This is a genomic window from Psychromonas antarctica, from assembly GCF_022267535.1.
Lineage (GTDB): Bacteria > Pseudomonadota > Gammaproteobacteria > Enterobacterales > Psychromonadaceae > Psychromonas > Psychromonas antarctica.
The window spans coordinates 1-24,264 of record NZ_JAHNZV010000005.1; the positions used below are offsets into that span (position 1 = coordinate 1).

The following is a 24,264-nucleotide window of genomic DNA, read 5'->3' on the forward strand; positions in this document are numbered from 1 at the left end:
ATTGTTATAGATTTAATCGTCGTTTCACGCTTGAGGATATGCTGCCTCGGTTTATGTTCGTTGCCTTACGTACTCCGCCTATGCCACAACGCTATTTAAGCATGGCTGAGCTTTATGGGTAATCAGGTATATTTATGTCTGACGAGATAAAAGAAAAGTGTTTTTATAAACAGCAGGATCCCCCCACTTTCTGTAACAACATAAAAAAGGGGCCGTGAACTTGCCCCTTTAATATTAAGCCATCTGCTCTATATCTTTGAAAATTTGTAGGTTCGATAACCACCAATCAGGTTATAAGCTGTGTAGCCATTATTGACAAGCTGACGATATGCCACATTACCACGTAGTCCCACTTGACAATAAATAACAATTTCTTTGTCTTTAGGCAACTCTCCCATGCGTTGACGAAGTTCGTCAACAGGGATATTAATCGCACCTGCAATATAACCCTCATTTTGCAGTTCATCTGGATTGCGCACATCCAGCAAGATCTGCTGATCGCTTAGATTATCAATTTCGTCATAATGGATCGGCATTGCATCGCCCTTGATGATATTACAAGCAACAAATGCTGCTTGGTTAATAACATCTTTGGCACTGCCATAGGGTGGCGCATAGGTCAGCTCAAGGTGTTGCAGCTGCTCAACGGTCATACCGGCACGTTGCGCAACAGCCATGATATCAATACGCTTATCAACACCGTCTTTTCCTGCGGCTTGCGCACCTAAAATTTTACCTGTCTGAGGGTCAAAAAGCAGCTTGAACGATACAATTTCAGAGCCGGGGTAGTAACTCGCATGGCTAGCCGTATGCACATAAACCTTTTCAAACTCGATTCCTTCGCGCTTAAGTTGCTTTTCATTTTTGCCAGTAGCCCCCACTGCGAGGTCGAAAATTTTACAAATTGCCGTCCCCTGTGTGCCTTGGTAAGTTTCCTGACGACCAAACATGTTATTTGCCGCCATCCGTCCTTGGCGATTCGCTGGTCCTGCGAGTGGGACAATCGTTTGCTTACCGGTTACGAAATCGGTTTCTTCAATTGCGTCACCCACGGCGTAAATAAAGGGATCGCTGGTCTGCATCGTCGGCTTAGTCCAAATACCTCCGAGCTCTCCAATCTTAAGACCCGCTGCGGATGCAAGTGTAGTTTCAGGGCGAACGCCAATCGCCATAATGAGGATGTCAGTCTTGAGCGATTCCCCATTACTGAGCGACAGATTCAAATGGCCGTAAATATGCTGATGGTTAGTACTTTCACCCGAATCAAAGCTTGCGATATGAGTTTCAGGTACATATTCAACAGCAGATAGTGCTTGTCCAAGACGTAAATCGATACCGTGACTACGGATTTCTGCGTGAGCAAAACCAGCTATTTCTCTGTCAACAGGTGCCATCACTTGATCTGCTAGCTCTAACAACGTCGTTTTAATACCACGTTGATGGAATGCTTCCATCATTTCAAGACCAATAAAACCACCACCAACGACCGTCGCGTGCTCTACGCTATTGGTTTTTATGGTATCAAGGATGCGATCCATATCTGGAATATTACGAAGGGAGTGCGTTATCGGGTTATCAATACCGGGGATGGGTGGAACGATAGGGCCTGCACCAGGACTGAGCAGTAAGAAATCATAACTTTCTGTATATTCGCTACCGTCTAATCGATTATTGACAGTCACCGTTTTTTGTTCTTTATTAATAGTTAAAACTTCATGCCTAACTCGCACATCGACATTGAAGCGTGCCAAGAAACTTTCAGGTGTTTGCAGTATAAGCTTGCTACGATCCTCAATATCGCCACCAATATGATAAGGCAAACCACAATTGGCAAACGAAACGAAAGATCCACGCTCAAACATAATAATTTCAGCTTGTTCATCTAAACGTCGTGCTCTAGCAGCTGCAGATGCGCCACCTGCAACACCGCCAATAATTAATATTTTTTTAGACATTGTTTTCCCCGAAGATAGTTACGTAAATATAATAATGAAATGGAAATTTAAAATAGTCGCTAAGAATAACTCACTTTTCTGAGTCCGATGGGGCGGATTTACAGCCACATTTCTTTAACAAAAACACCGCAGGACAGATCCCGGTAAAGGCGCTTTGCAGTAAATTAGCCCCCACAAAGAGGGTTAACCAAATAAAGGTGGGATGAACAAACTGTGTCAGGAAGACTGAAAGCAATATCATCAAACCAGCCATCGCTCTAACGCCATTTTCAATTGTCATTTCTATTTACCTTAAAAGTGAAGATTGATATACACAACAATGATAACCAACTAAATTAGTGCTGTCTAATAAATATTACCCTAAATTAGATTGATTAATAATTTAACTATCTGTAATATGTTTTCACTCAAATTAAGGGGACAGAATGAAAAATAAGTTAGCTAAAATTCATAATAAAGCAGCAGAAGTCAGTGAACTGCTAAAACTGATGGCACATGCTGATCGCATGGTTGTTTTATGCTTATTATCTGCGGGTGAAATGGGTGTTTCTGAACTGCGTGAACATACAAAATTAAGCCAATCCGCTTTCTCCCAACATCTGGGTGTATTAAGAAAAAATGAACTAGTCAAAATACGAAAAGAATCTCAGCAGGTATTCTATTCCTTGGCTGATGGTCGAGTCAGTTTATTACTTAATGCCCTACAACAGGCTTTTTGTCCGCCAGACGAATCCGATAAAGAATAGCAAATTATCTAATTAGTAAAATTTATATAAATTTAGTCCAGCATGATATAAATCTAACTGCGACCATTTTAACATTTGGAGTTCACGATGGAAAACTTTACCCCTTGGTCAGCCTTAGCGGGTGGCGCGCTACTCGGTTTGTCTGCTTCCCTACTGATGTTGTTTTCAGGAAAAGTTGCAGGTATCAGTGGCATTATTGGTGGTTTATTAGCTCCGCAAAAAGGCGAGTTTACATGGCGACTTGCTTTTGCTGTCGGCATGGTGGGCAGTTTATTTCTTTTAAAGCCCTTTTCAATTGATTTACCTGACCTAGTCAGCCAGCCGTCTGTGTATATTATACTAGCAGGCCTTCTAGTGGGTTTTGGTACACGTCTTGGTAATGGCTGTACCAGCGGGCACGGTATTATCGGGCTGGGCCGTTTTTCTAAACGCTCTATTGCTGCCACCAGTGTTTTTATGATTGTTGCCGCCTTGGTAGTATTACTTCGTCAACAGTTTGGAGTTTTATAATGTTAAAAGTTATCATCGCTTTAATTTCTGGCATCTTATTCGGTGCAGGCATGATCATCTCAGCCATGGTTGATCCTACCAAAGTGATCGCCTTTTTAAATGTAACAGGCAACTGGGATCCAAGCCTCGCATTTGTGATGGGGGGGGCACTGGCAGTTTTTACCCCTTGCTACCACCTGCTCATCAAAAAACGCAGCCATGCATTAAATGGAGACAAATTTAGCTGGACCAGCAATACTAAAATTGACCGCACATTGCTTTCTGGAGCCGCAATTTTTGGCGCTGGCTGGGGGCTTGCAGGATTTTGTCCTGGCCCCGCGATGGCAAGTATAGGTGGCGGTTCGACAACTATTTTCATTTTTATTATCAGCATGCTAATCGGTATTGTCTTAGCGAAACAATACCTACAAGGCCGGCTACCTTTTATTGGACGACGTAAAAAAGGGTGTGCTGTTTAAGAGCTGCTCAAGATAAAAACACATATGGATAAAATAGCTGTCATGATTTAATAATTTGCCAGCTATCCTACCTTCTCATCTTCCTATATAAAATGTCCACGCACCATAACAGGCTCGAACACTTCACTTCTTAAACAAAGCATTAACTGCAAATAGCAGAAAAATCAGAATGAAAAAAGATAAAATTTATATGCTTTGTCCCAAAAAACAAAATGTAAAAAATGTTGACTTGATTTTTATATTCGAGGTGTTTAATCTCAATCGCGTCTATAAACAAAACCCCTACAAATGTGATGACAGAAGCTTGGGTATCCACCCCATTATCAAGGAAAGGATAAAATAATGAACACGGGTAAAAGATCATTTAATACACTCTTCAGCACGATCACAGTGATGCTCTTATTATTTATGCTCGGTTGCCAGTCTGAAAATAAAGAGCTTAACAATATAGTCGTTACACCCAAATCACTTATTTTAGATGTTGGTGAGAATGTTAGCCTTTCAGTTACCGGTATCTATTTAGATCAGACAGAGGCAGATATTACTCCTTTAATGCTTGATTCCGGTCTTTGGCTAAGTGCCAATGAATCAATCGTCACCATTAATAAAGGAACAGTTACTGCGGTTGGTCTAGGTGAAACCTATTTAATGATCAAACTAAATACTCATTCAGCAAAAATTAACGTAGTCGTATCAGCAAATAAGGCAAAAGCAGCCGAAAAAAATGGACAACAAGACAATGCATTACAACCCGCTGACCACAAGTACTTAAAAATAGGTGCCACACTCAAAACAAAACGCTACCAACACAGCAGTAGTATAATCAACGGTAAACTTTACGTCGTTGGGGGGAACTCAGAAAGCGGCACCCTAAGCAGTATGGAGATATATGATCCCAAAACTGATAGTTGGACTGCGGGCGCACCATTAGCTACCGCCAGAAAAATGCATTCAGCGAATGTACTCGGTGGGAAACTTTATGTCGTTGGTGGTCGTGATGCTAAGGATAATGATCTAAATAGCCTTGAAGTTTATGATCCCGCCACCAATAAATGGCAATCAGGAGAGGCATTATCCACAGCACGTTATATGCACAGTAGCAGCGTGCTCAAAAATAAGCTCTATATAGTTGCCGGCGCCAATGCAAAAGGCTCTTTGGATAGCCTTGAGGTTTATGATCCAGTCACTGGAAGTTGGACAGTACGCGCGCATCTGAAAAAAGTGCGACGCGAACATAGTAGCAGCGTTCTAAACGATAAACTTTATGTTGTCGGCGGATATGGTACAACGCAATCATTAAATAGCGCAGAGCTATATGATCCGCTTAAAAATAGCTGGACGGAGATAGCCCCTTTAGCTATAGCCCGCCGTGGACATACCTCGACAGTCGTTAAAGGTAAACTTTATGTTGTTGCAGGTTATGGTGTACTTGGTTACTTAAACAGTGTTGAAGTTTATAACCCAGCAACAGGTAGTTGGACAACCCAGTCCGCATTGGCTAATGCACAATATCGGCATACCACCAGCCTGATAGACGGCATACTCTATTATATTGGCGGTAATGGCGAGGCGGGTAACTTAGATAACGTCAATAGTAATAATCTTGTTCAAGATAAATGGGTCCCGAGCACAACCTTGAAAACGGCGCGACGAGATCACACCAGCAATATCATTAATGGCAAGCTTTATGTCCTAGGCGGACAAAATGATATTGGCACACTCAACAGTCTAGAAATTTTTGATTTCACAGCAGATACTTCAACCTCGGCAGCAAGTGACGTTGTCATTGCACCATCAACGCGAACCACTGCTACCGATAAAAACACGGCGAAAGCATCGCTTCAAGTAGCCATGCAACCATTGCCTCAACCTGAAATTTTGCTATTAGAAACGGCCACTGAAAGTAGCCTGAATGTTGCTTGGAAAGCCGTCGACAAAGCCACTATTTATAGTGTTTATGTGGCAGAAAAAACGCTTGCTGGTACGACTAACTTTGCTAAAGCAGGGACCACCAGCTCAATTAACTACAATATCAGCGGACTGATACAGGGTAAGCAATACAGTGTCAAAGTAGAGGCTTCTAACGACAGCAGCAGCGCTATCTCCGATATTAAATCAGCCTTGCTATATTCCAATACTCCTCACCTAGCAGTGGGCAGTCCATTAGTAAGTAACAGATACCAACATACGACTAACAATATCAATGGTAAGTTTTATATTGTCGGGGGGCAGAATAAAAATGGCACCCTAAGCAGTGTCGAGATTTATGATCCGGCTAATGACAGCTGGACAACGGGGACATCATTAAGAACAGCCCGAGATCTACATAGCAGCAGCGTAGTGGGAGGGAAGCTTTATATCGTCGGCGGGCGAGATAGTGAAGGCAACTATTTACGCAGTATGGAAATTTATAACCCGACGACAGACTCTTGGGCAAAAGGACCATCATTAACAAATGCACGTTATCTACACAGTAACAATGTTATCAATGGTAAAATTTATGTGCTTGGCGGTAGTGATCAAAATGGTTACTCAAATAGTGTTGAAGTTTACAATCCAGCCACTCGGCGTTGGAGAGAGCGCGCGACACTAACAACCGCTCGAGAACAACACAGTAGCAATGTCATAGAAGGAAAAATTTATGTCACCGGCGGTTATAATGAGAGTGGATCATTAAACAGCACTGAGGTTTACGATCCCATTAGAAACCGTTGGACAATGGGTGCTACATTAGCAACCGCTCGACGTTACCACACCAGTAATGTTATCAAGGGCAAGTTATATATTTTAGGCGGCTATTCCGCCAGTGGATATTTAAACAGCGTGGAGATTTATGACCCGCTCGCAAATACGTGGACAAAGGGTCCAGCCATGACGACGGCTCGCTATGGGCATACCAGTAACCTTATCAATGGTAAATTGACAGTTATTGGCGGTATTGGTGAGACGGGACAATTAAACACGGTGGAGATCCTTGACAGCACTACTGATATCTGGACCGCGGGTAGCCCATTATCAACACGGCGCTATGGGCATAGCACCACCGTTAGCAATAACAAACTGTATATTATTGCTGGGTATAATGATAATAACTACCTAAATGATCTGGAGATTTACAATACTGCAGTTGACAAATGGACTGACTCTATTGCTTTGTCGATAGCTCGTTATGAACACACAAGTAACGTACTCGATGGCAAACTGTATATTGTAGGTGGATATGGTGATGGCAACGCCTTAACCAATATGGAAGTTTTTGATCCAAGCTCTGCGCGTTGGGCTTCCGCTCCCGCATTGCAAACTGCTCGATACGCGCATACGAGTAGCGTTATAAATAACAAACTTTATGTGATCGGTGGTCGTGATAGTCAAGGTGGCGATCTAGATAGTGTAGAAATTTATGATCCGGTCAGCCAAAGTTGGAGTACTGGAGAAAAAATGTTTACCGGTCGCTATCAACACACTAGCACTGTCATAAAAGGTGAAATTTATGTTGTTGGCGGATTTAATCGCAATAATGAGCCGTTAACCAGTATGGAGGTTTACGATCCGGTTACGAACAAATGGACCCGTAGTGCCAACTTAGCAATGGCAAGATATATGCACAGCAGCAATCTGCTTAATGATGAGCTTTATGTAACGGGAGGTTACAATGGCAGCGAAGGCGCCTTAAGTAATACTCAGACTTATGATCTAGTGACATTAATGGATCCCAGTGTTGTGGCTACATCCAGCAATCAAATAACGATCAGCTGGCCTGCAATATCTGCGGCAAGTGAATATCGTCTGCATTGGAATAAGAAAGGTAAGGTGGACAAGGAGGATAAATTCATCACCATCGCTGCGATGGAGAATCCCACTTATGTACATAATAAACTGGCCGCTAATACGCAATATTATTATCGCTTATCTTGGCTGATTGGAGGAAAAGAGATTGTGCTTTCTAACGAGCAGTCTGCGATAAGCAAACGTTAAACAAGTCAGTTAAGCCACTAGGGAAATGCACCAAAGTGCATTCCCTAGCCAAGATTATCTAATACTCACCGCTGATAGGGATAATGAAAACGCAATTATCTTTAATATTAGAAAGTTAAAATTTCATCCCCTACAGTGCTGACAGTCTTGTGCTGTTCAAGGCAAGTCAACCTAGCTATTGCTGCTAGGTTGATTTAACGCGAAAATGGCCGCTCTGTATCAATTTGCTTATTGCCTATGGAGGTTACCTACAAACGCCTCGCATCGAGCACATTTTTTAACTGTGTTAATTTAGTTAATAACAGGGAGATCTCTTCTCTATTATGAACCTCTAAATTCAGGTCAATAGTGGCTGATTGATTTTTTATATTAGAGAGGCTGTTTACAGCCAATAGATTCACTTTTTCATTGGACAACAATGTCGTAATATCTTTTAATAGCCCGCTGCGATCCAGCGCCTCAACACGCACGGTTAATGAATAACCGGAAGAGTGAGATTCCCCCCATGAAGCGTCAATAATCCTTTCCGGATGTGCCTCGCGTAGATCAGCAAGTTGTTCACACTGCTTACGATGCACAGAAATCCCCCGCCCTTGGGTGATATAACCTTCGATAGGTTCACCGGGAATGGGTTGGCAACAACGGGCCATTGTATGCATTAAATTACCAACACCATCTATGATGATATTCTTACTAACCGTCTTAGGTGTAAAACTATTTTTACGTTTTTCTAGCGCCTCAAGCACCGCAAGATCTTGTTGAGCCAATGTTTGCTGATGATGATAATTATCTAAAAAATGTATTAATTGGTTAATACGCAAATCACCATTACCAATACCGGCAAAAATATCCTCGTTTGAAGTGACATTAAAACGTTCAATCGCAGGGCTAATATCCGTTAATTTTAGTTTTACTTTACTCAGTTCAACTTCTAATAGTTCGCGCCCAGCTTGCACATTCTTATCACGGGCCTGTTGTCTGAACCAACTGGCTACTTTATGTCTTGCGCGCGGTGCATTGATATAACCTAAGTTCGGATTCAGCCAATCGCGACTCGGATTAGCTTCTTTTTGAGTTAGAATTTCAACTTGATCACCGGTCTTTAGTTGGTAAGTAAAAGGCACAATATGGTTTGCTATTTTAGCGCCAATACAGCGATGACCAACTTGGCTATGAATATAATAAGCGAAATCTAGTGGTGTCGCCCCTGCAGGCAAATCAATCACCTCTCCTTTGGGAGTAAATACATAAACACGATCATCAAATACCTGACTGCGCACTTCATCAACTAAGTTTTCAGTATCAGAAATATCTTCCTGCCATGCCAGCAGTTTACGTAACCAAGCTATCTTCTCTTCATACCCACCCGCAGCCTTACCACCCGCAGCCCCTTCTTTATATTTCCAATGAGCAGCGACACCCAACTCGGCATTATCATGCATCTGTTGGGTACGAATTTGCACCTCGATCGCTTTCCCTTCAGCACCCAACACAACCGTATGGATAGATTGATAGCCGTTAGGTTTGGGATTGGCAATATAATCATCAAATTCACTGGGAATATGGCGCCACTGGGTATGAATAATGCCTAATGCAGCATAACAATCTTGCAGTTTTTCAACCACCACCCGCACCGCTCGCACATCATACAGATCTTCAAATTGGAGATTCTTTTTCTGCATTTTTCGATAAATACTATAGATATGTTTTGGACGGCCATAGGCTGTACCATTAACCTGCATCTCTTTTAGCGAATTTTTTACACGTTCAACAAACTCATGAATATAATTTTCTCGGTCAATACGTTTTTCATCAAGTTGTTTTGCTATTTTTTTATAGATCTCAGGTTGTAGGTAACGAAAAGAGAGATCTTCTAATTCCCATTTTAATTGACCAATGCCTAAGCGATTTGCAAGGGGCGCATAAATTGATGATATTTCACCTGCTACTAGCACCTTTTTCTGCTCATCAGCGTCCTTAACTTGACGCAAAAAACATATCCGCTCGGCTAATTTGATCACCACTGCTCGTACATCTGCAACCATGGCCAACAACATATGGCGTAAGTTATCGACTTGTGAGACGCTGATTTGTGATCCGCCTTGATTCTGCAGCGCGCGGATCCCTTCCATATCGGTCGCCCCCTTAACGAGTTTGCCGATACGTTTCCCCCATAATTCATCAACCTGCTCTTGGGTTAATATTTTATGATCAAGTAAGGGGAAAATAAGTGCAGCATTTAAGGTGTCCATATCCATATTCAGGGTAACCAAAATTTCGACCATTTCGGTACCCAATTCTAATAGGTTTAATTGTTCAGGATGAGAACATAATGCAATGATTTTGTTGTTATTTTCTAATAACTTTTGTTGGTCTGAGGCACTTAACCCCAGTGTGGTCACCCATTTTTCAGGATCTTTCTGCGCGGTTTGATAAAAATGCGAATCTCGAACTGAAACCATAGAAGCAACTCCCAAAACAAAAACAAAAACAAAAAAAATACAAATACAAATACAAATACAAAAGAAGAGTTATCAAACTAGACTTTTATTTTAATCACAAACCACTCAGCAATAAACCGTAATAGCCGATTTAAATACACAAATTAGCAACGGATAAATAGCGCCATTGACTCCATATGTCCTGTCTGTGGGAACATATCGAGTAAACCTAACTTATCTAACTTATAGCCTTTCTCAAGCAGCAACCCACTATCACGGGCGAGTGTCACTGGATCGCACGATACATAAACAATATGTGATGGCTTAAGTGAGAGGATAAAAGGAATACAATCAAGTGCACCCGCGCGCGCAGGATCAAGCAATATTTTATTAAATTTCTGCATTGCCCAATGTTGTTTACCTAAATCAACGGCACTTAAATCAGCTTGGTAAAAAGTCGCATTGTTAATATGGTTAAGAGCCGCATTAGCAGTGGCACGATCCACCATTTTTTGTATCCCTTCAACCCCCACCGCAGAAGCCACTTTTTTAGCTATCGGCAGGGTAAAGTTACCCAAGCCACAAAAGAGATCTAAAACGATATCACCTTGGCTTAAGGCTAGCCAGTTCAAGGCCTGCGCGACCATTTTCTGGTTTACCTTACTATTAACCTGTAAAAAATCCGTGGGGCTAAAAGTATACGAGCAATCCCATTCAGGTAAGCGGTAACTAAGCTGCTCACTACCACTTAAACACACTAATGTAGAGGTAGAGTCTTGAGTGAAAAAATTTAATTGATGCAGCTCAGAAAACTGTTCAATCAGTTGCCGATCACTTTCAGGTAACGCCTTAAGATGTCGCAATAAAACGACAACACCTTGATCTGAAAAGATAAGTTCAATATGGCCTAAATCCATTTTACTTTTAAATGAATTTAATAAGCTTTTTAGCGGCAAAATTAAACACTCTAATTCGGGCAGTAAAACAGGGCAAACTTTTTGAGTAATGAGATCGTTACTTTGCGGACGGCGAAATCCCATTTTCAACTGTTTCAGTTTTTTATCATATTGCAGTCCAAAACGCGCGCTACGTCGATAACACCATGCTTTATCAACAATGGGCTCGGCAAGTTGCTGGGGCGATTGCTTCGCAAAACGTTTAAATAATGAAATTAAACCTGCCGATTTGATTTCAATCTGTTGTTGATGGCTTACGTGCTGCAAATGGCAACCACCACATTCATAATAGTGAGGGCAGCTCGCCTCGACACGCAACTCACTCACTTTATTGATTTTCTTAATCAAACCTGTGCTATAACGTTTTTTACTTTCTAAAATCTGAATATCCAGCAATTCACCGATAAGCGCGCCATCAATAAAAAGTGGCTTATTGTCGAAAGAAGCGATACCACGACCTTGATGGTCCAAATTTCCTACTTGTACATTTTTTAAAATACGATTTTTTGCATTATTTGTGCGTGATGCTTTAAAGAACTGAGCCATAAGTTATTCACAGGTGAGAGAAGCTATGCCATCATAGCTTTATATGTATAATTATCAATTGTACCATTGTCACAATGGTACGCAGAAAAGAATTCTTTACTCCCGACTCATTTTAGAAATAAGACCTATGACAAAATATGGACTGCGCGCTCAAGTTATTGCTTATACCATTTTGCCGACTATTCTTATCGGCGGATTATTAGCGAGTTATTTCTCATTTCATCGATATCAGCAAGCCAATGATTATTTAATTAACCGTGCGATTAATATTAGCGAACCACTCGCGATTGCTAGTGAATCGGGCATGTTAGATGAAACAAGAACCATCTTGCGCCGCCTGATCAGCGCAACGCATCGTAAAAACACACCAATGATTAAAAGCATCGCTATTTTTGATGCGAAAAATAAACTCTTTGTGACCAGTAATTATCATCGTAATTTCGAGATGTTACGTATCCAAGACGGTCAAAAAATTCCTGAGCTCACGAAAGTGACACATTTCCAAGACTCGATCATAATTCAGAGTCCAATCATAGACGAAACTAATTTTTTAGAATACCAATTAACCTTTGATCAACCACGAGAAATTGTTGGGTATGTTGCGCTGGAGGTAAATACCGATGAAGTTGAGTTGCAACTATATCGCGATACGGCGATCTCTTTTGCGATTGTGTTATTAGGTATCTTGGGCAGTTTATATCTAGCCTTTATGCAAGCCAGACGAATAACCGCGCCTATTTCTGAAATGGCTTCAGTGGTCGAAAAAATAAGCCTTGGACGCCTTAACTCTCGGGTAGAAGGTGATTATTCTGGCGAAATAGCACTTTTGCAACAAGGTATTAATGAGATGGCAGTGGCAATGTCGAAACATCATGAGGAGATGCAAGATAGTATAGACCTTGCCACCAGTGAACTACGAGAAACACTGGATCAGATGGAAATACAAAATATTGAGCTAGATATCACCCGAAAAGAGGCGCAACAAGCGGCGCTGGTGAAATCTGAATTCTTAGCGAATATGAGTCATGAATTACGCACCCCGTTAAATGGCGTAATCGGTTTTGCGCGGCAACTACTTAAAACTCAACTGAGCAATAACCAAGCGGATTATCTGCAGACTATTGAGCGTTCTGCGGGTAATCTCCTCAATATCATTAATGATATCCTCGACTTTTCGCGGTTAGAAGCGGGAAAATTAACCCTTGAACATATTCCCTTTGATCTACGCGACTGTCTCAATGAAACAATGCACCTGCTGGCCCCCAGTGCACATGAGAAAAATCTTGAGCTGACCATTATAATTGACAGTGAGATACCACATGAAGTCGTGGGTGATGCCATGCGTTTACAACAAATCCTAACCAACTTAATTGGTAATGCAATTAAATTCACACGCCAAGGCCATATCGAAGTACAAATTCAGAAAGTCAATGTAACACCAGAGAAAGAAGGTTATGTCACCTTGAAGATGATGATTTCCGACAGCGGCATCGGCATTTCAGAGAAGCAGCAAACGCACTTATTTAAAGCCTTTGGTCAAGCAGATACGAGCATCACACGTCAGTATGGCGGCACAGGATTGGGGCTGGTGATCACGCAAAAACTGGTCAAAGAGATGTGTGGTCGTATTGAACTAAAATCGGTGCCTACGCAAGGATCGACCTTTTGGTTTACCATTGAAATGGAAAAAAATCCTCACAGCCCCCTAGTTAGCTTAGCAATAGAGAGTTTACAGCAACAATCGGTCTTGGTTTATGAAACAAATCAGTATGCCGCGCGAGCTTGCTCACAACTGCTTAAACAATGGGAAACCAAGCTGTCACTAGCAGAAACCTCGCAACAGTGGCAAGAGCGGCTTAATAAACAATACGATAATATTATAATTGGTTATAGCCAGTGTGAAAACTTGCAGCCGCTTTTCAAACAAATACGCCAGGCTCGCCAATTTACAAGCAATATCATCGTACTCATCAATTCAAGTGATCCCAGTATTTATGAACAACTGATGGCAACGGGCATCAACCATTGTTTAAGCAAACCTATCAATCATAAAAACTTAGCCAACACACTTATTTCAGATAAATCAATGCTTACTGAGCTTGGACTGCCAAAAGCACTTGCGCTTGAGGTACGAAAAGATATTAATGTGATGGCCGTCGATGATAATCCAGCCAACCTTAAACTAATTTCGGCGATGCTCGCTGACCGAGTTCATCATGTCATCACCTGCATTGATGGCCAGCAGGCCGTTGAGCAAGCAAAAAATCAGGAATTTGATCTTATTTTTATGGATATACAGATGCCAGTACTTGATGGTATCAGTGCTTGCTTAGAGATAAAAAAGGGTAAAACCAACGCCAATACGCCGATAATTGCGGTCACTGCACATGTATTACCCAGTGAAAAAGAGCAGTTTTTACAGCAAGGGATGGATGATTGCTTAGCGAAACCGATTGATGAAATAGCGCTGCAACATATTATTAATAAATGGGCGCAAGATAAACCCGTACTGGAAAGTATAGCAGCGCAAATTGTCTCCGCTCAAACCTCGCTAGACAGCCATAACGGTATAACGAATAGCTCCTTTGATTGGTCACTGGCATTGCAACAATCTGCGGGCAAAGAAGATCTTGCCAAAGAGATGTTGCTTATGTTGATTGATGATTTTGCAACAATCAAAATGGAAACGAATAAAGCAATTGTGGGAAAAATAGATACTGCTGATTTTGTACAAATTATTCATAAATTCCACGGTGGCTGCAGTTACAGTGGCGTACCTAAATTAAAAAAGATTGCCGGCTTGATTGAGGAGGAGTTAAAACAAGGGATCAAACCAGCGTTACTCGAGCCTGAGTTATTAGAGCTGCTCGATGAACTCGATAATGTACAACACGCCGCACAGGTTTATTTAACCTAAAGCGGCTATTTAAACTAAAAAACGGCCTTGTTAACCCAACAGCAAGACAACTATCCTACCTCTTTAATGGGTGGCGTGATATGCAGTTGCCGAGTTGGGAAAGCAAATTGTGCTTGATGAGACTCAACAATATTAGCAACCTTAAGTAATACATCTTGTTTGATCTTATGATATAAAACCCAGTCAGTCGTTTTGGTGAAAGTATAAATAAAGAAGTCCAGCGAACTATTATTAAATAAATCAAAGTTAACAATTAACGTCTGCCCCTGATCAATATCAGGGTGTGACACTAGCATCTGCCTAACCGCTTCAATAATATCTTCTACTTGATGCATGTCGCTATAACGTAAAGCAAATGTTTCTTTAATACGGCGATTACTCATGCGTGATGCATTTTCAACAACAATCTGTGTAAATAAACTATTGGGCACATATAACGGCCGTTTATCAAAGGTGCGAATACGTGTAATACGCCAACCGATAGCTTCAACGGTGCCCTCGATGGATTTGTCTGGACTCCGAATCCAGTCGCCAACCTTAAAAGGTTTATCCATATAAACCATTAATGCACCAAAAAGATTAGACAGCAGATCCTTGGCTGCCATACCGACAACCAAGCCCCCCATACCACCAAAAGCAAGTACCCCAGAGATGCTAACGCCCAATGTTTGGATAATAGAAAGTGAAATGATAACCAGTATTGATAATTTTGCTAATTTAGCAAAGGCAGTGACTGTCGTTGTGTCTTTATCATCATGACCGATAAATACCAGCTCAGCTTTATTCACTAGACGTAAAAAAATCCAACCGATTAGCAATAAAATAGATATCTTTTGCACTACGGGCAGGTAATCTGAGATTAGTAACTGTTCACTTTCAGCGATAACACGCAACCCCATAGATCCGCCCATCAATAGAATCAACCAATTCATAGGGCGAGAGAGTGCATACCAAACAATGTCATCCCAGTGGTTATCGGTATGGTCGATAATACGTTGTGTTCTTTTAGTAAACCCACGCCACATTAACTGTAGTAGCAGCGTAATAGCCAATACCAAACTAAAATTCAACGCCCAATTACCTATATTTAAGGAAACTAATAATCCCTGTAAATACAGCTCAACTTTGTCCATCACCCTATTCCTCTTAAATACAAATAAGCCATCTATTAATACCAATCCTACTAATTAGATAATTTATTCAGGCGCAGGAAAAACCCATAAAAGCAAGGGTTTTATTTCCGTAACTAGTTGTTTTAATTGTAAAATCAATAACAAATGCAAATATTATTTGCGTCTAGCTAAGATCCTTTTTAACAAGCATCAGTGAATATAAAATTAGTAGATTCGCTATAAGCATATCAAATCATGGCTTTTAAATAGAAAAAATCTTAAATTAAAGACTGTTATTCAACAGCTGATCACTTTTCTGCTGATAAACAAGTGAGTGTAGTAATAAAAAAACAGTCGCGGGAGATAGAGCTCCGCTCTTTAATTTAGCTTTCAATAAGTCAAAAAAAATACCCTTTAGATTGCTCTAAACGGTATTTTCAATAGGTTTGAATAATTAACTATAAATTACATTTGCAGCAACTATTCGTTCACGTAGATAACTTCCATCATCTCTTCTTCGTCATCATCTTCATCATAGTCTTCTGCAACATCATCCATTGCTGACTCGTGATAATCATCCCACTGGAATTCGACTTGCTGACGCTCTTCTTCTGGGGTGTACTCTTTTGGCATCTCTTCTAAATGATCAGCTACATCTTGACATACTTGTTGTGTACCGGTTTTTGAGATAGCAGCCACTTTATAAATCGGGCCATCCCATTTAAGCGCATCAATAACACTTTGTATCACCACTTCAGCGTCTTCAGGCAACATAAGATCAATTTTATTAAATATTAACCAGCGTTGCTTTGAAGCTAATTTGGGACTGTGCTTGGCTAACTCATTAATGATAACAAGCGCATTCTCAGCAGGGTCACTACCATCAGCAGGTAACAGATCAACCATATGTAACAAAACTCGACAGCGCTCTAAATGCCGTAAGAAACGTGTTCCTAAGCCCGCGCCTTCTGATGCTCCTTCAATCAATCCCGGAATATCGGCGATAACAAAACTGCGACCATGGCCCATACTCACCACGCCTAGATTTGGAATTAAGGTGGTAAAGGGGTAATCCGCTACTTTTGGTTTTGCAGCAGAAACACTACGGATAAAAGTAGACTTACCGGCATTAGGTAGCCCCAGCATGCCCACGTCGGCCAGCAATAATAATTCCAGAAGCAAGTTTCGAACTTCTCCTGGTGTGCCATCCGTCTTTTGGCGAGGTGCGCGGTTAGTACTGCTTTTAAAACGCGCATTACCTAAACCATGGAAACCGCCTTTAGCGACCATTAGTTTTTGTCCCGCTTTAGTTAAATCACCGAGGATTTCTCCGGTATCATCATCACGACAGCGAGTACCAACAGGGACTTTAATTATTTTATCTTTACCGCGAGAACCAGTACAGTCACAAGTCTGACCATTTTCTCCACGGTCTGCATTGTAAAAGCGCACAAAACGGAAATCGACCAGAGTATTGAGGTTTTCATCAGCTTCAAGATATACATCTCCGCCATCTCCGCCATCACCACCATTTGGACCGCCACGGGGAATATATTTTTCTGTACGGAAGCCGATAACGCCGTTGCCACCATCTCCAGCATCAACCTTTATTTTTGCTTCATCAACAAACTTCATTACAACCTCCAAGAAAAACTATAGACCTATCGAACAGCCACGAATTACCGCTCGATTATACGCATTTCTATTGAATATAGATCACATTTTTTATATGCATCTTATTTAAGATAAAAAAAAACCTCGCATCAGCGAGGCTTTAAAACTTTTTAGTCGACGCTGAAGTTATTCAGCAACGATGCTAATGAAGCTACGCATCTTAGGACCTTTCTTTTCAAACTTAACTACACCAGTAGCTTTAGCAAAAAGAGTATGGTCTTTACCAACACCAACATTAGAACCAGCGTGGAATTGAGTACCACGTTGACGTACAAGAATATTACCAGCTAGCACTGATTCGCCACCGAAACGTTTAACACCTAAGCGTTTACTTTCCGAATCGCGACCGTTATTAGTACTACCACCAGCTTTTTTATGTGCCATTTTTAATAACTCCTAATTAAGCGTTAATTGCAGTAATTTTAACTTCAGTAAACCACTGACGATGACCCGCTTTGGTACGCGAATGCTTGCGACGGCGGAACTTAACGATTGTAACTTTCTTGCCACGACCATGAGCAACTACTTCAGCAGTAACTTTACTTCCTTCAACGTATGGAACACCAACTTTAACGTCTTCAGCACTTGCTACTAAAAGAACTTTATCAAATTCTATAGTCGCGCCAGCTTCAACGTCTAGTTTTTCCAAACGAAGAGTTTGTTCAACAGCTACACGGTGTTGCTTGCCACCACTCTGGATAACAGCGTACATGTTTCTTACTCCGTTCAGGCATCTCGTGCTATTTTATTTAAAATTTGCATCGAGAGCACACTTATTAATTTCAATGAGGCGGAGTCTACGGCAAATGATAGTAATTGGCAATAATATTTAGTAAAAACATGGCGATTTTATTAAAGATTAAATTAAGGCCACTAATAGCAAACATAAAAATCAGATATTTATCATAAATATCATAAAGTTACCCACAATAATCAAGCTTCAACCATGAACAATATCAAGACTAAATTAGTTACACTTTTAACCACCAACGGAGTTGAGATAAAGCCAATAAACGGCAATAATACCACTACTTATTTAAGTGCTAAAATTCGGAACTTTAAGATTATGAATATAAAAGAAATTCAGCAAATATCGACAACTGAAATGCAGCATGTGAATGAACTGATCACTGCACAATTAAGTTCAGATGTAGCTTTAATCAACCAACTGGGTTTTTATATTATCAATAGTGGCGGCAAGCGTATTCGTCCATTAATTACCGTTCTAGCAGCTAAAGCACTTAATATCTATGATCTTAAAATAACCAAACTCGCGACAATTATTGAATTTATTCATACCGCCACCCTACTTCACGATGATGTTGTAGATGAATCTGATCTGCGCCGTGGTAAAAAAACAGCAAATGCACTCTTTGGTAATGCCGCCAGTGTATTAGTCGGTGACTTTCTACATACACGCTCATTTCAGATGATGACTGAATTACAAAATTTAAAAGTACTCGACGTACTCTCTTCTGCAACCAATGTTATTGCCGAAGGTGAAGTTTTACAACTGATGAACTGCAACGATCCCGATACCACAGAAAAAAGTTACATGGATGTTATCTACTTTAAAACAGCCAAGCTCTTTGAAGCAACAAGTCAACTAGTTGCTGTATTGGGCGAGCAGTCAGCCGACGTGGAAAACGCATTACTGAATTACGGAAAATATTTAGGTACCGCATTCCAATTGACTGATGATGTGATGGACTACAGCTCAGACGCCTTAGTAATGGGTAAAAATACCGGCGATGATTTAGCTGAAGGCAAGCCAACTCTGCCTCTGATTTATGCAATGCAACATGGAAGTGAGCAGCAACGAGCACTTATTCGAGAAGCGATAGAGAAAGCCAATGGCATGGCGAACTTTGACAAGATAATGCAGGCCCTACATGAGACAAAAGCGCTGGAATATACAAAAGAACGGGCTCTTGAAGAAGCCCAAAAAGCAATTAATGCACTGTCAATCATCCCTAACAATCAATACAAACAAGCATTGATCAGCTTGGCGCACCTAGCTGCTAATCGAAAATATTAGGTTTTACTCTAGATAAAAAAGCCTTTAACACGACAGAGAAGTCAAAGGCTTTTCCTTACTGCCGATCACGGCTCACATCAATGATGTTCGATGAGTAAAACTCGGCTCTCATAAGGTTCGAGTTTTAGCAGATGCTGCGGTTTACCTAACATCAGCTCAGGGTAATTTCCGAGGATGTATTTGCCTTGTTGGATCTGCAAATTACTCGGTAATTCACATTCTACCGATTCACCATAATAGTTATTAATGCAGATAAGCGTTTGTTGCTCGCTACGGCGTTGATAACAAAATAGCTGCGGATGTTCAGGCATTAAATCGCTATAATCACCCGTGGTGATCACATCAACCTCTTTGCGTATCTCTATCAGCTTTCTGTAATAATGAAAAACTGAATTTTTATCTGCAAGCGCCTGCTGTACATTTATCTTTTTGTAATTTTCAGCCACACCTAACCAAGGAACTCCTTTTGTAAAACCACCGTTTTCCGTGTTATCCCATTGAATAGGTGTACGAGAATTGTCTCGCGATTTCTGGGCTAGAATAGCGAGTACGTCTTGTTTATTTTTACCTAGCTTATTAATCATGATTTCATACATATTGGTACTTTCAAGATCACGGTACTGCTCGATTGAAGAATAGCCTGGATTAGTCATAGCAATCTCTTCACCTTGATAAATATAAGGCGTTCCTTGCATCATATGTAGTGAAGTCGCTAGCATTTTTGCCGACTCAACACGATACTGTTGATCATCTCCTAAACGGCTAACGATGCGCGGCTGATCATGATTACACCAGAATAGGGCTGACCATCCTTTAGCAAACATGCCTTGCTGCCAATGATTAAAAATGCTTTTTAGTTGTAAGAAATCAAATGGCGCATTAGTCCATTTTTCACCCTTTGCATAATCGACTTTGAGATGGTGAAAATTAAACACCATCGATAATTCTTTTCCATCGAGCGATGAATATTTTTGACACTCTTGGAGTGTGGTGGAAGACATCTCACCCACGGTAACAGCGCCATATTTATTAAACACCGACTCACTGAGATCCCGTAAGTATTCATGCACACGCGGTCCATCGGTATAGAAGCGGCGCCCATCACCTTGTTCATCATTTAAATAATCTTGCTGCTTAGAGATCAAGTTAATGACATCTAGACGAAAACCATCAACGCCTTTTTCAGCCCAGAAGCTGATTATATTTTTCACTTGATCACGAACGTTGGGGTTTTCCCAATTCAAATCGGCTTGCTCTTTCGCAAAAAGGTGCAGGTAATATTGATCCGTTTTCTTATCTAATTCCCATGCATTGCCGCCAAATTTAGACACCCAGTTAGTCGGAGCCTGACCATTAATAGGATCCTTCCAAATATAATAATCTCGATATTCACTTTCTTTATTACCCAGTGCTGATTTAAACCAGTGATGCTCTGTTGAAGTATGATTAACCACAATATCAAGAATAATACGGATGCCTCTTTGATGAGCATTTTCCAGCAACAGATCAAAATCGCCCATACAACCAAAATCAGGGTTAATAGTATAATAATCGGAGATATCATAACCATTATCAATCATCGGTGATAAGTAAATTGGGGTAAGCCAAATTGCATCAATACCTAAGGTTTTAAGATAATCTAGTTTAGAGATAATACCGTTAATATCTCCGGTGCCTTTATCACTACTGTCACAAAAACTTTTAGGATAAATCTGATAAATAGTCGCGCTACGCCACCATTCCCTTTCTACTTTATTCATATATATTAGCTCTTAGATTTCTTTAATTAATAAAACCGTTGAGTCGCACTTAATACTCAACGGTTGAGATCTTTTTCAAGATCATGGGTTAACTAACCGCAGTTTCTAGCTCCTCATCAATTAAATCAACTTCCTTAAGATCACCTTTCTTTTCAGCTCGTTTATAAAAAATCATGGTTAAAGCAATTGGTACAACGATAGCAGCAAGCATCGCCACAGCGTAAACACCCCAGTATTGTGGCTGAATAGATAAAATACCTGGTAGTCCACCTACGCCAATCCCATTAGCCATTACTCCGGCAAGACCACAAATACCCGCAGCAACTGCAGAACCTACCATTGCACTTAGCATTGGGAATTTATATTTTAGATTGATACCGTACATAGCTGGCTCGGTGACACCTAGAAATGCTGAGATTGCCGCAGGTATCGAAATTTCACGCTCATTATGTTTTTTACTGATCCAGATAATACCGGCAACAGCAGAACCTTGGGCGATATTCGATAATGCAATTAACGGCCAGATGGGTGTTCCGCCCATATCCTGCATTAACTGTAAGTCAACCGCATTAGTTGTATGGTGAATGCCCGTTATAACCAATGGAGCATAAAAGAAACCAAAAATCATCGACCCAAATACAGCAAAATCACCGGTCATGGCCACCTTGGCTGCATAGCCGACAGCATTGCCAATTTCACGTCCGATTGGGCCAATAATCGCATGCGCCAAAAAGACCGCTGCTAATAAAGAGATAAAAGGCACAACCACTAAATACAAATAGGCAGGAATAATACGCTTCAGGTTTGTTTCAATCAGAGCTAATACAACACCGGCTAAGATAGCTGGAATAACCTGCGCTTGATAACCTACTTTCTCCATAACGAAAAAGCCGAAATCCCAAACATCTGGCGTTCCCGAGCCGATACCGTAAGCATTCATCAATTGTGGCGACACCAATGTAATGCCCAATACAATACCGAGAACAGGAGTTCCCCCGAGTTTCTTCACCGTCGACCAACAAACAGCAACGGGTAAGAAGTGGAATATAGCTTCACCGAGTAACCAAAGAAAAGAGTGAACCGCTGCCCAAAACTGGCTAATTTCAACCAAGGTTTTACCATCGAACATACGAATATCGCCGATGACATTTCTAAAACCGAGAATTAGACCACCCGTAATAATCGCCGGTAAAAGAGGTACAAAAATTTCCGCCATATGAGAGATACCGCGCTCAAGCAGGTTCATATTTTTTCGTGCAGCCAATTTTGTGGCTTCTTTATCCGCTTCTTTACTGCCGGTTATCTCAGTTAATATTTTATAAACTTCATCAACTTCAGTTCCGATCACGATTTGAAACTGCCCCGCAGTCGTAAAGGCACCCTTTACCATCGGAATTTTTTCAATTTCTTTGACTTTTGCTACGTCAGGATTGTTTAAGGCAAAGCGCAAGCGCGTTAAGCAATGGCTGACACTTGCTATATTGCTCTGCCCCCCAATAAGCTCAATCAAGCGTTCAACTTGTTGCGGATCAATTTTTTTACTCATTTCAATTCCCTTCTGTTGTGAGAGTTAATAAAATGGGACCGCTCCCATATACCCTTATGGTAACGCAAGCGACTTCCAACTTAAATGGGAGCGGTCCCATTTTGGGTTGTAAATCACATAATAGGGGTAACCAGCACAGATAAAGCGTAGGAAAAAAGTACCAATTATGTGCAGCCTGAGGAGCTTTAATATGACCAAACTGATCACGATTCTAATCATCGTACTGTTTTGCGTACTTCAAGACGATTGTTAGCAGGGGTAGCTCAGAAAAAAGATAGAAATAGCGGCACTGTATCAATTGGCTTATCCTGGGTGGAGATGATCTAGATGGCTCGATCTACCCCGCCATTTTTGCGAAGCATACTATCTCCATGTTACCTCGAGATGATATTCAAGCTAATTACCGTGGGGCAAGTTAAGTTGCACATATCTTCGCAGTTATAAAACATCAAGGTAAAGTGACTATGTTGCAATTTTATGCCGAGAAGCTAAGCACAATTTAGTTTCTGATTTTGCATCTTGAAGTATCATGGGTATAAAGGTTACTACCCCTTTACTTCAAACGTTTTGATTTATAGGTATTTTTTGCGTTAAATGTGTTACTTCTTGATCTCCCCCTAACTGTTTGATTAGCAAGTTAGCGGATGCCTCTCCAGCGGCATAGTAACCAGGATCGACACTAAATGTATTGGGGAAAATAAATGCTAACAACTCCGTCGCGCCAACCCCCGAAACCAATATATCAGCACGATCAAGTTCTTGTAAACGCTTGGCAACCCCGATAGCCAAGGTATCACTAGCACAAACAATTGCTTGAGTTTCCGACGTAAGGACTAAATCAGTCAATTCATAGGCACTTTTATAACTAAGCTGTCCGGTCTGAAAGCACGCCTTAATATTTGCTGCTTTACAATAATCCAAATAAGCATTAAGGCGCATTAGCCCCGTCGTTTTATCCTTAACATCAACACCAATAAAGCTAATATGTTGCTTTTTCTGCTTTGTAATATAAGCGATCACCTGATTAATAATGCCGTAATTATCATAACCAACAGAAGAAACATTATCACTATCCACTGCAATTACGACCGCTTTATGCGCTAATTTTTCAAGCGTAGATAGATCGTACCCAGTAAAACCAAATAGAATCACGCCATCAACATTTCTTTTTTGTAGGACAGCTAAGTGCTCATTTGTTTTAGCGCTGCTAAATTGTCCTTCCATAATAAGGGCATCATAGCCTGCAGCATAAACAGTATCTAGAATGCCACTCACCGCTTTATTTTCAGAGACGGAATCAAGGCGAGAAACAATAATCCCCACCACTTTGCTACGTCCGCCTCCCATAGCCTGAGCCGACTTAGACGGTACAAAACCAGACTCTTGAATAAGCCGTTCAACTTTTTCTCTGGTGCTCGCCTTTACCTTAGGATGATTGGTTAACACACGAGAAACGGTCGATTTTCCAACCCCAGCTAACTTTGCAATGTCGACGATGGTAAGTTTTTTTGTCATAAATTTATTCGACCTAAAAGATACTGTTTGGATATCGCCGTAAGGCGATTCTTTAATTATTGTGATTAGAATTGTTCAATAGTGTAGAGCAAAAAAAACCGTATCACTTTTCAGT

17 protein-coding genes and 1 pseudogene are annotated in these 24,264 nt (G+C 40.9%); 7 read left to right on the forward strand and 11 right to left on the reverse strand.

The annotated features are described in order from the left end of the window. Positions 1-122: pseudogene (locus tag KSO91_RS02435) on the forward strand (IS1595 family transposase); the annotation flags it as partial. Positions 123-248: 126 nt separating this feature from the next. Here KSO91_RS02435 and KSO91_RS02440 read toward each other — a convergent pair. Then, positions 249-1,955, reverse strand: coding sequence for an FAD-dependent oxidoreductase (locus KSO91_RS02440; protein ID WP_238741007.1), 1,707 nt, complete (start codon positions 1,953-1,955; stop codon positions 249-251). 70 nt (positions 1,956-2,025) lie between these two features. Continuing rightward, positions 2,026-2,235: a YgaP family membrane protein gene (locus tag KSO91_RS02445; RefSeq protein ID WP_238741009.1), complete on the reverse strand. Its 210-nt coding sequence runs from the start codon at positions 2,233-2,235 to the stop codon at positions 2,026-2,028. A 145-nt stretch (positions 2,236-2,380) separates the two neighbouring features. On the opposite strand from KSO91_RS02445, the gene KSO91_RS02450 reads away from it, so the two are divergent. From KSO91_RS02450 to KSO91_RS02465, 4 genes are all read left to right on the forward strand, one after another. Further along, positions 2,381-2,701 carry an ArsR/SmtB family transcription factor gene (locus KSO91_RS02450; RefSeq protein WP_238741011.1) on the forward strand — a complete coding sequence of 107 codons (321 nt, stop codon included), beginning with the start codon at positions 2,381-2,383 and terminating at the stop codon, positions 2,699-2,701. Positions 2,702-2,788: 87 nt separating this feature from the next. Beyond that, complete coding sequence (locus KSO91_RS02455; protein WP_238741013.1) at positions 2,789-3,211, forward strand: YeeE/YedE family protein; 423 nt, start codon at positions 2,789-2,791, stop codon at positions 3,209-3,211. Continuing rightward, on the forward strand, positions 3,211-3,669 hold the full coding sequence (locus KSO91_RS02460) for a YeeE/YedE family protein (RefSeq protein ID WP_238741015.1): 459 nt from the start codon (positions 3,211-3,213) through the stop codon (positions 3,667-3,669). The genes KSO91_RS02455 and KSO91_RS02460 overlap by 1 nt, the downstream gene beginning before the upstream one ends. Positions 3,670-4,011: 342 nt before the next feature. After that, positions 4,012-7,644, forward strand: coding sequence for a Kelch repeat-containing protein (locus tag KSO91_RS02465; protein ID WP_238741016.1), 3,633 nt, complete (start codon positions 4,012-4,014; stop codon positions 7,642-7,644). 248 nt (positions 7,645-7,892) lie between these two features. On the opposite strand, the gene relA is transcribed toward KSO91_RS02465, so the two are convergent. Continuing rightward, positions 7,893-10,106, reverse strand: coding sequence for a GTP diphosphokinase (gene relA / locus KSO91_RS02470; protein WP_238741017.1), 2,214 nt, complete (start codon positions 10,104-10,106; stop codon positions 7,893-7,895). A 143-nt stretch (positions 10,107-10,249) separates the two neighbouring features. After that, complete coding sequence (gene rlmD / locus KSO91_RS02475; protein WP_238741018.1) at positions 10,250-11,587, reverse strand: 23S rRNA (uracil(1939)-C(5))-methyltransferase RlmD; 1,338 nt, start codon at positions 11,585-11,587, stop codon at positions 10,250-10,252. 127 nt (positions 11,588-11,714) lie between these two features. Here rlmD and barA point away from each other — a divergent pair, with 127 nt between their 5' ends. Next, positions 11,715-14,504, forward strand: coding sequence for a two-component sensor histidine kinase BarA (gene barA, locus KSO91_RS02480; protein ID WP_238741020.1), 2,790 nt, complete (start codon positions 11,715-11,717; stop codon positions 14,502-14,504). Positions 14,505-14,554: 50 nt separating this feature from the next. Here barA and KSO91_RS02485 read toward each other — a convergent pair whose 3' ends face one another. The 4 genes from KSO91_RS02485 to rplU form a co-directional block, all read right to left on the reverse strand. Beyond that, a complete protein-coding gene (locus tag KSO91_RS02485; RefSeq protein WP_238741022.1) occupies positions 14,555-15,637 on the reverse strand; it encodes a mechanosensitive ion channel family protein in 1,083 nt (360 codons plus the stop codon). A gap of 459 nt (positions 15,638-16,096) precedes the next feature. Then, positions 16,097-17,251 carry an Obg family GTPase CgtA gene (cgtA, locus tag KSO91_RS02490; RefSeq protein WP_238741024.1) on the reverse strand — a complete coding sequence of 385 codons (1,155 nt, stop codon included), beginning with the start codon at positions 17,249-17,251 and terminating at the stop codon, positions 16,097-16,099. Between the two features lie 165 nt (positions 17,252-17,416). Next, positions 17,417-17,674, reverse strand: coding sequence for a 50S ribosomal protein L27 (gene rpmA / locus KSO91_RS02495; RefSeq protein WP_238741027.1), 258 nt, complete (start codon positions 17,672-17,674; stop codon positions 17,417-17,419). 16 nt (positions 17,675-17,690) lie between these two features. Next, complete coding sequence (rplU, locus tag KSO91_RS02500; RefSeq protein WP_238741030.1) at positions 17,691-18,002, reverse strand: 50S ribosomal protein L21; 312 nt, start codon at positions 18,000-18,002, stop codon at positions 17,691-17,693. A gap of 354 nt (positions 18,003-18,356) precedes the next feature. Between rplU and ispB the strand changes: the two genes are divergently transcribed. Continuing rightward, positions 18,357-19,328 carry an octaprenyl diphosphate synthase gene (gene ispB / locus KSO91_RS02505; protein WP_238741032.1) on the forward strand — a complete coding sequence of 324 codons (972 nt, stop codon included), beginning with the start codon at positions 18,357-18,359 and terminating at the stop codon, positions 19,326-19,328. A 77-nt stretch (positions 19,329-19,405) separates the two neighbouring features. On the opposite strand, the gene treC is transcribed toward ispB, so the two are convergent. The 3 genes from treC to treR form a co-directional block, all read right to left on the reverse strand. Next, entirely contained in the window at positions 19,406-21,088 is a 1,683-nt protein-coding gene (gene treC / locus KSO91_RS02510; protein WP_238741033.1) for an alpha,alpha-phosphotrehalase, read from the reverse strand. A gap of 88 nt (positions 21,089-21,176) precedes the next feature. Further along, positions 21,177-22,634, reverse strand: coding sequence for a PTS trehalose transporter subunit IIBC (gene treB, locus KSO91_RS02515; RefSeq protein ID WP_238741034.1), 1,458 nt, complete (start codon positions 22,632-22,634; stop codon positions 21,177-21,179). Positions 22,635-23,192: 558 nt separating this feature from the next. After that, positions 23,193-24,149, reverse strand: a complete 957-nt coding sequence (gene treR, locus KSO91_RS02520) for a trehalose operon repressor TreR (protein WP_238741035.1) — start codon at positions 24,147-24,149, stop codon at positions 23,193-23,195. Positions 24,150-24,264 lie beyond the last annotated feature (115 nt).

What these genes read in the sequence shown, in the direction of transcription:
- KSO91_RS02440 (WP_238741007.1), bottom strand. Translation starts at nt 1,955, where the DNA reads ATGTCTAAAAAAATATTAATTATTGGCGGTGTTGCAGGTGGCGCATCT.
- KSO91_RS02445 (WP_238741009.1), bottom strand. Translation starts at nt 2,235, where the DNA reads ATGACAATTGAAAATGGCGTTAGAGCGATGGCTGGTTTGATGATATTG.
- KSO91_RS02450 (WP_238741011.1), top strand. Translation starts at nt 2,381, where the DNA reads ATGAAAAATAAGTTAGCTAAAATTCATAATAAAGCAGCAGAAGTCAGT.
- KSO91_RS02455 (WP_238741013.1), top strand. Translation starts at nt 2,789, where the DNA reads ATGGAAAACTTTACCCCTTGGTCAGCCTTAGCGGGTGGCGCGCTACTC.
- KSO91_RS02460 (WP_238741015.1), top strand. Translation starts at nt 3,211, where the DNA reads ATGTTAAAAGTTATCATCGCTTTAATTTCTGGCATCTTATTCGGTGCA.
- KSO91_RS02465 (WP_238741016.1), top strand. Translation starts at nt 4,012, where the DNA reads ATGAACACGGGTAAAAGATCATTTAATACACTCTTCAGCACGATCACA.
- relA (WP_238741017.1), bottom strand. Translation starts at nt 10,106, where the DNA reads ATGGTTTCAGTTCGAGATTCGCATTTTTATCAAACCGCGCAGAAAGAT.
- rlmD (WP_238741018.1), bottom strand. Translation starts at nt 11,587, where the DNA reads ATGGCTCAGTTCTTTAAAGCATCACGCACAAATAATGCAAAAAATCGT.
- barA (WP_238741020.1), top strand. Translation starts at nt 11,715, where the DNA reads ATGACAAAATATGGACTGCGCGCTCAAGTTATTGCTTATACCATTTTG.
- KSO91_RS02485 (WP_238741022.1), bottom strand. Translation starts at nt 15,637, where the DNA reads ATGGACAAAGTTGAGCTGTATTTACAGGGATTATTAGTTTCCTTAAAT.
- cgtA (WP_238741024.1), bottom strand. Translation starts at nt 17,251, where the DNA reads ATGAAGTTTGTTGATGAAGCAAAAATAAAGGTTGATGCTGGAGATGGT.
- rpmA (WP_238741027.1), bottom strand. Translation starts at nt 17,674, where the DNA reads ATGGCACATAAAAAAGCTGGTGGTAGTACTAATAACGGTCGCGATTCG.
- rplU (WP_238741030.1), bottom strand. Translation starts at nt 18,002, where the DNA reads ATGTACGCTGTTATCCAGAGTGGTGGCAAGCAACACCGTGTAGCTGTT.
- ispB (WP_238741032.1), top strand. Translation starts at nt 18,357, where the DNA reads ATGAATATAAAAGAAATTCAGCAAATATCGACAACTGAAATGCAGCAT.
- treC (WP_238741033.1), bottom strand. Translation starts at nt 21,088, where the DNA reads ATGAATAAAGTAGAAAGGGAATGGTGGCGTAGCGCGACTATTTATCAG.
- treB (WP_238741034.1), bottom strand. Translation starts at nt 22,634, where the DNA reads ATGAGTAAAAAAATTGATCCGCAACAAGTTGAACGCTTGATTGAGCTT.
- treR (WP_238741035.1), bottom strand. Translation starts at nt 24,149, where the DNA reads ATGACAAAAAAACTTACCATCGTCGACATTGCAAAGTTAGCTGGGGTT.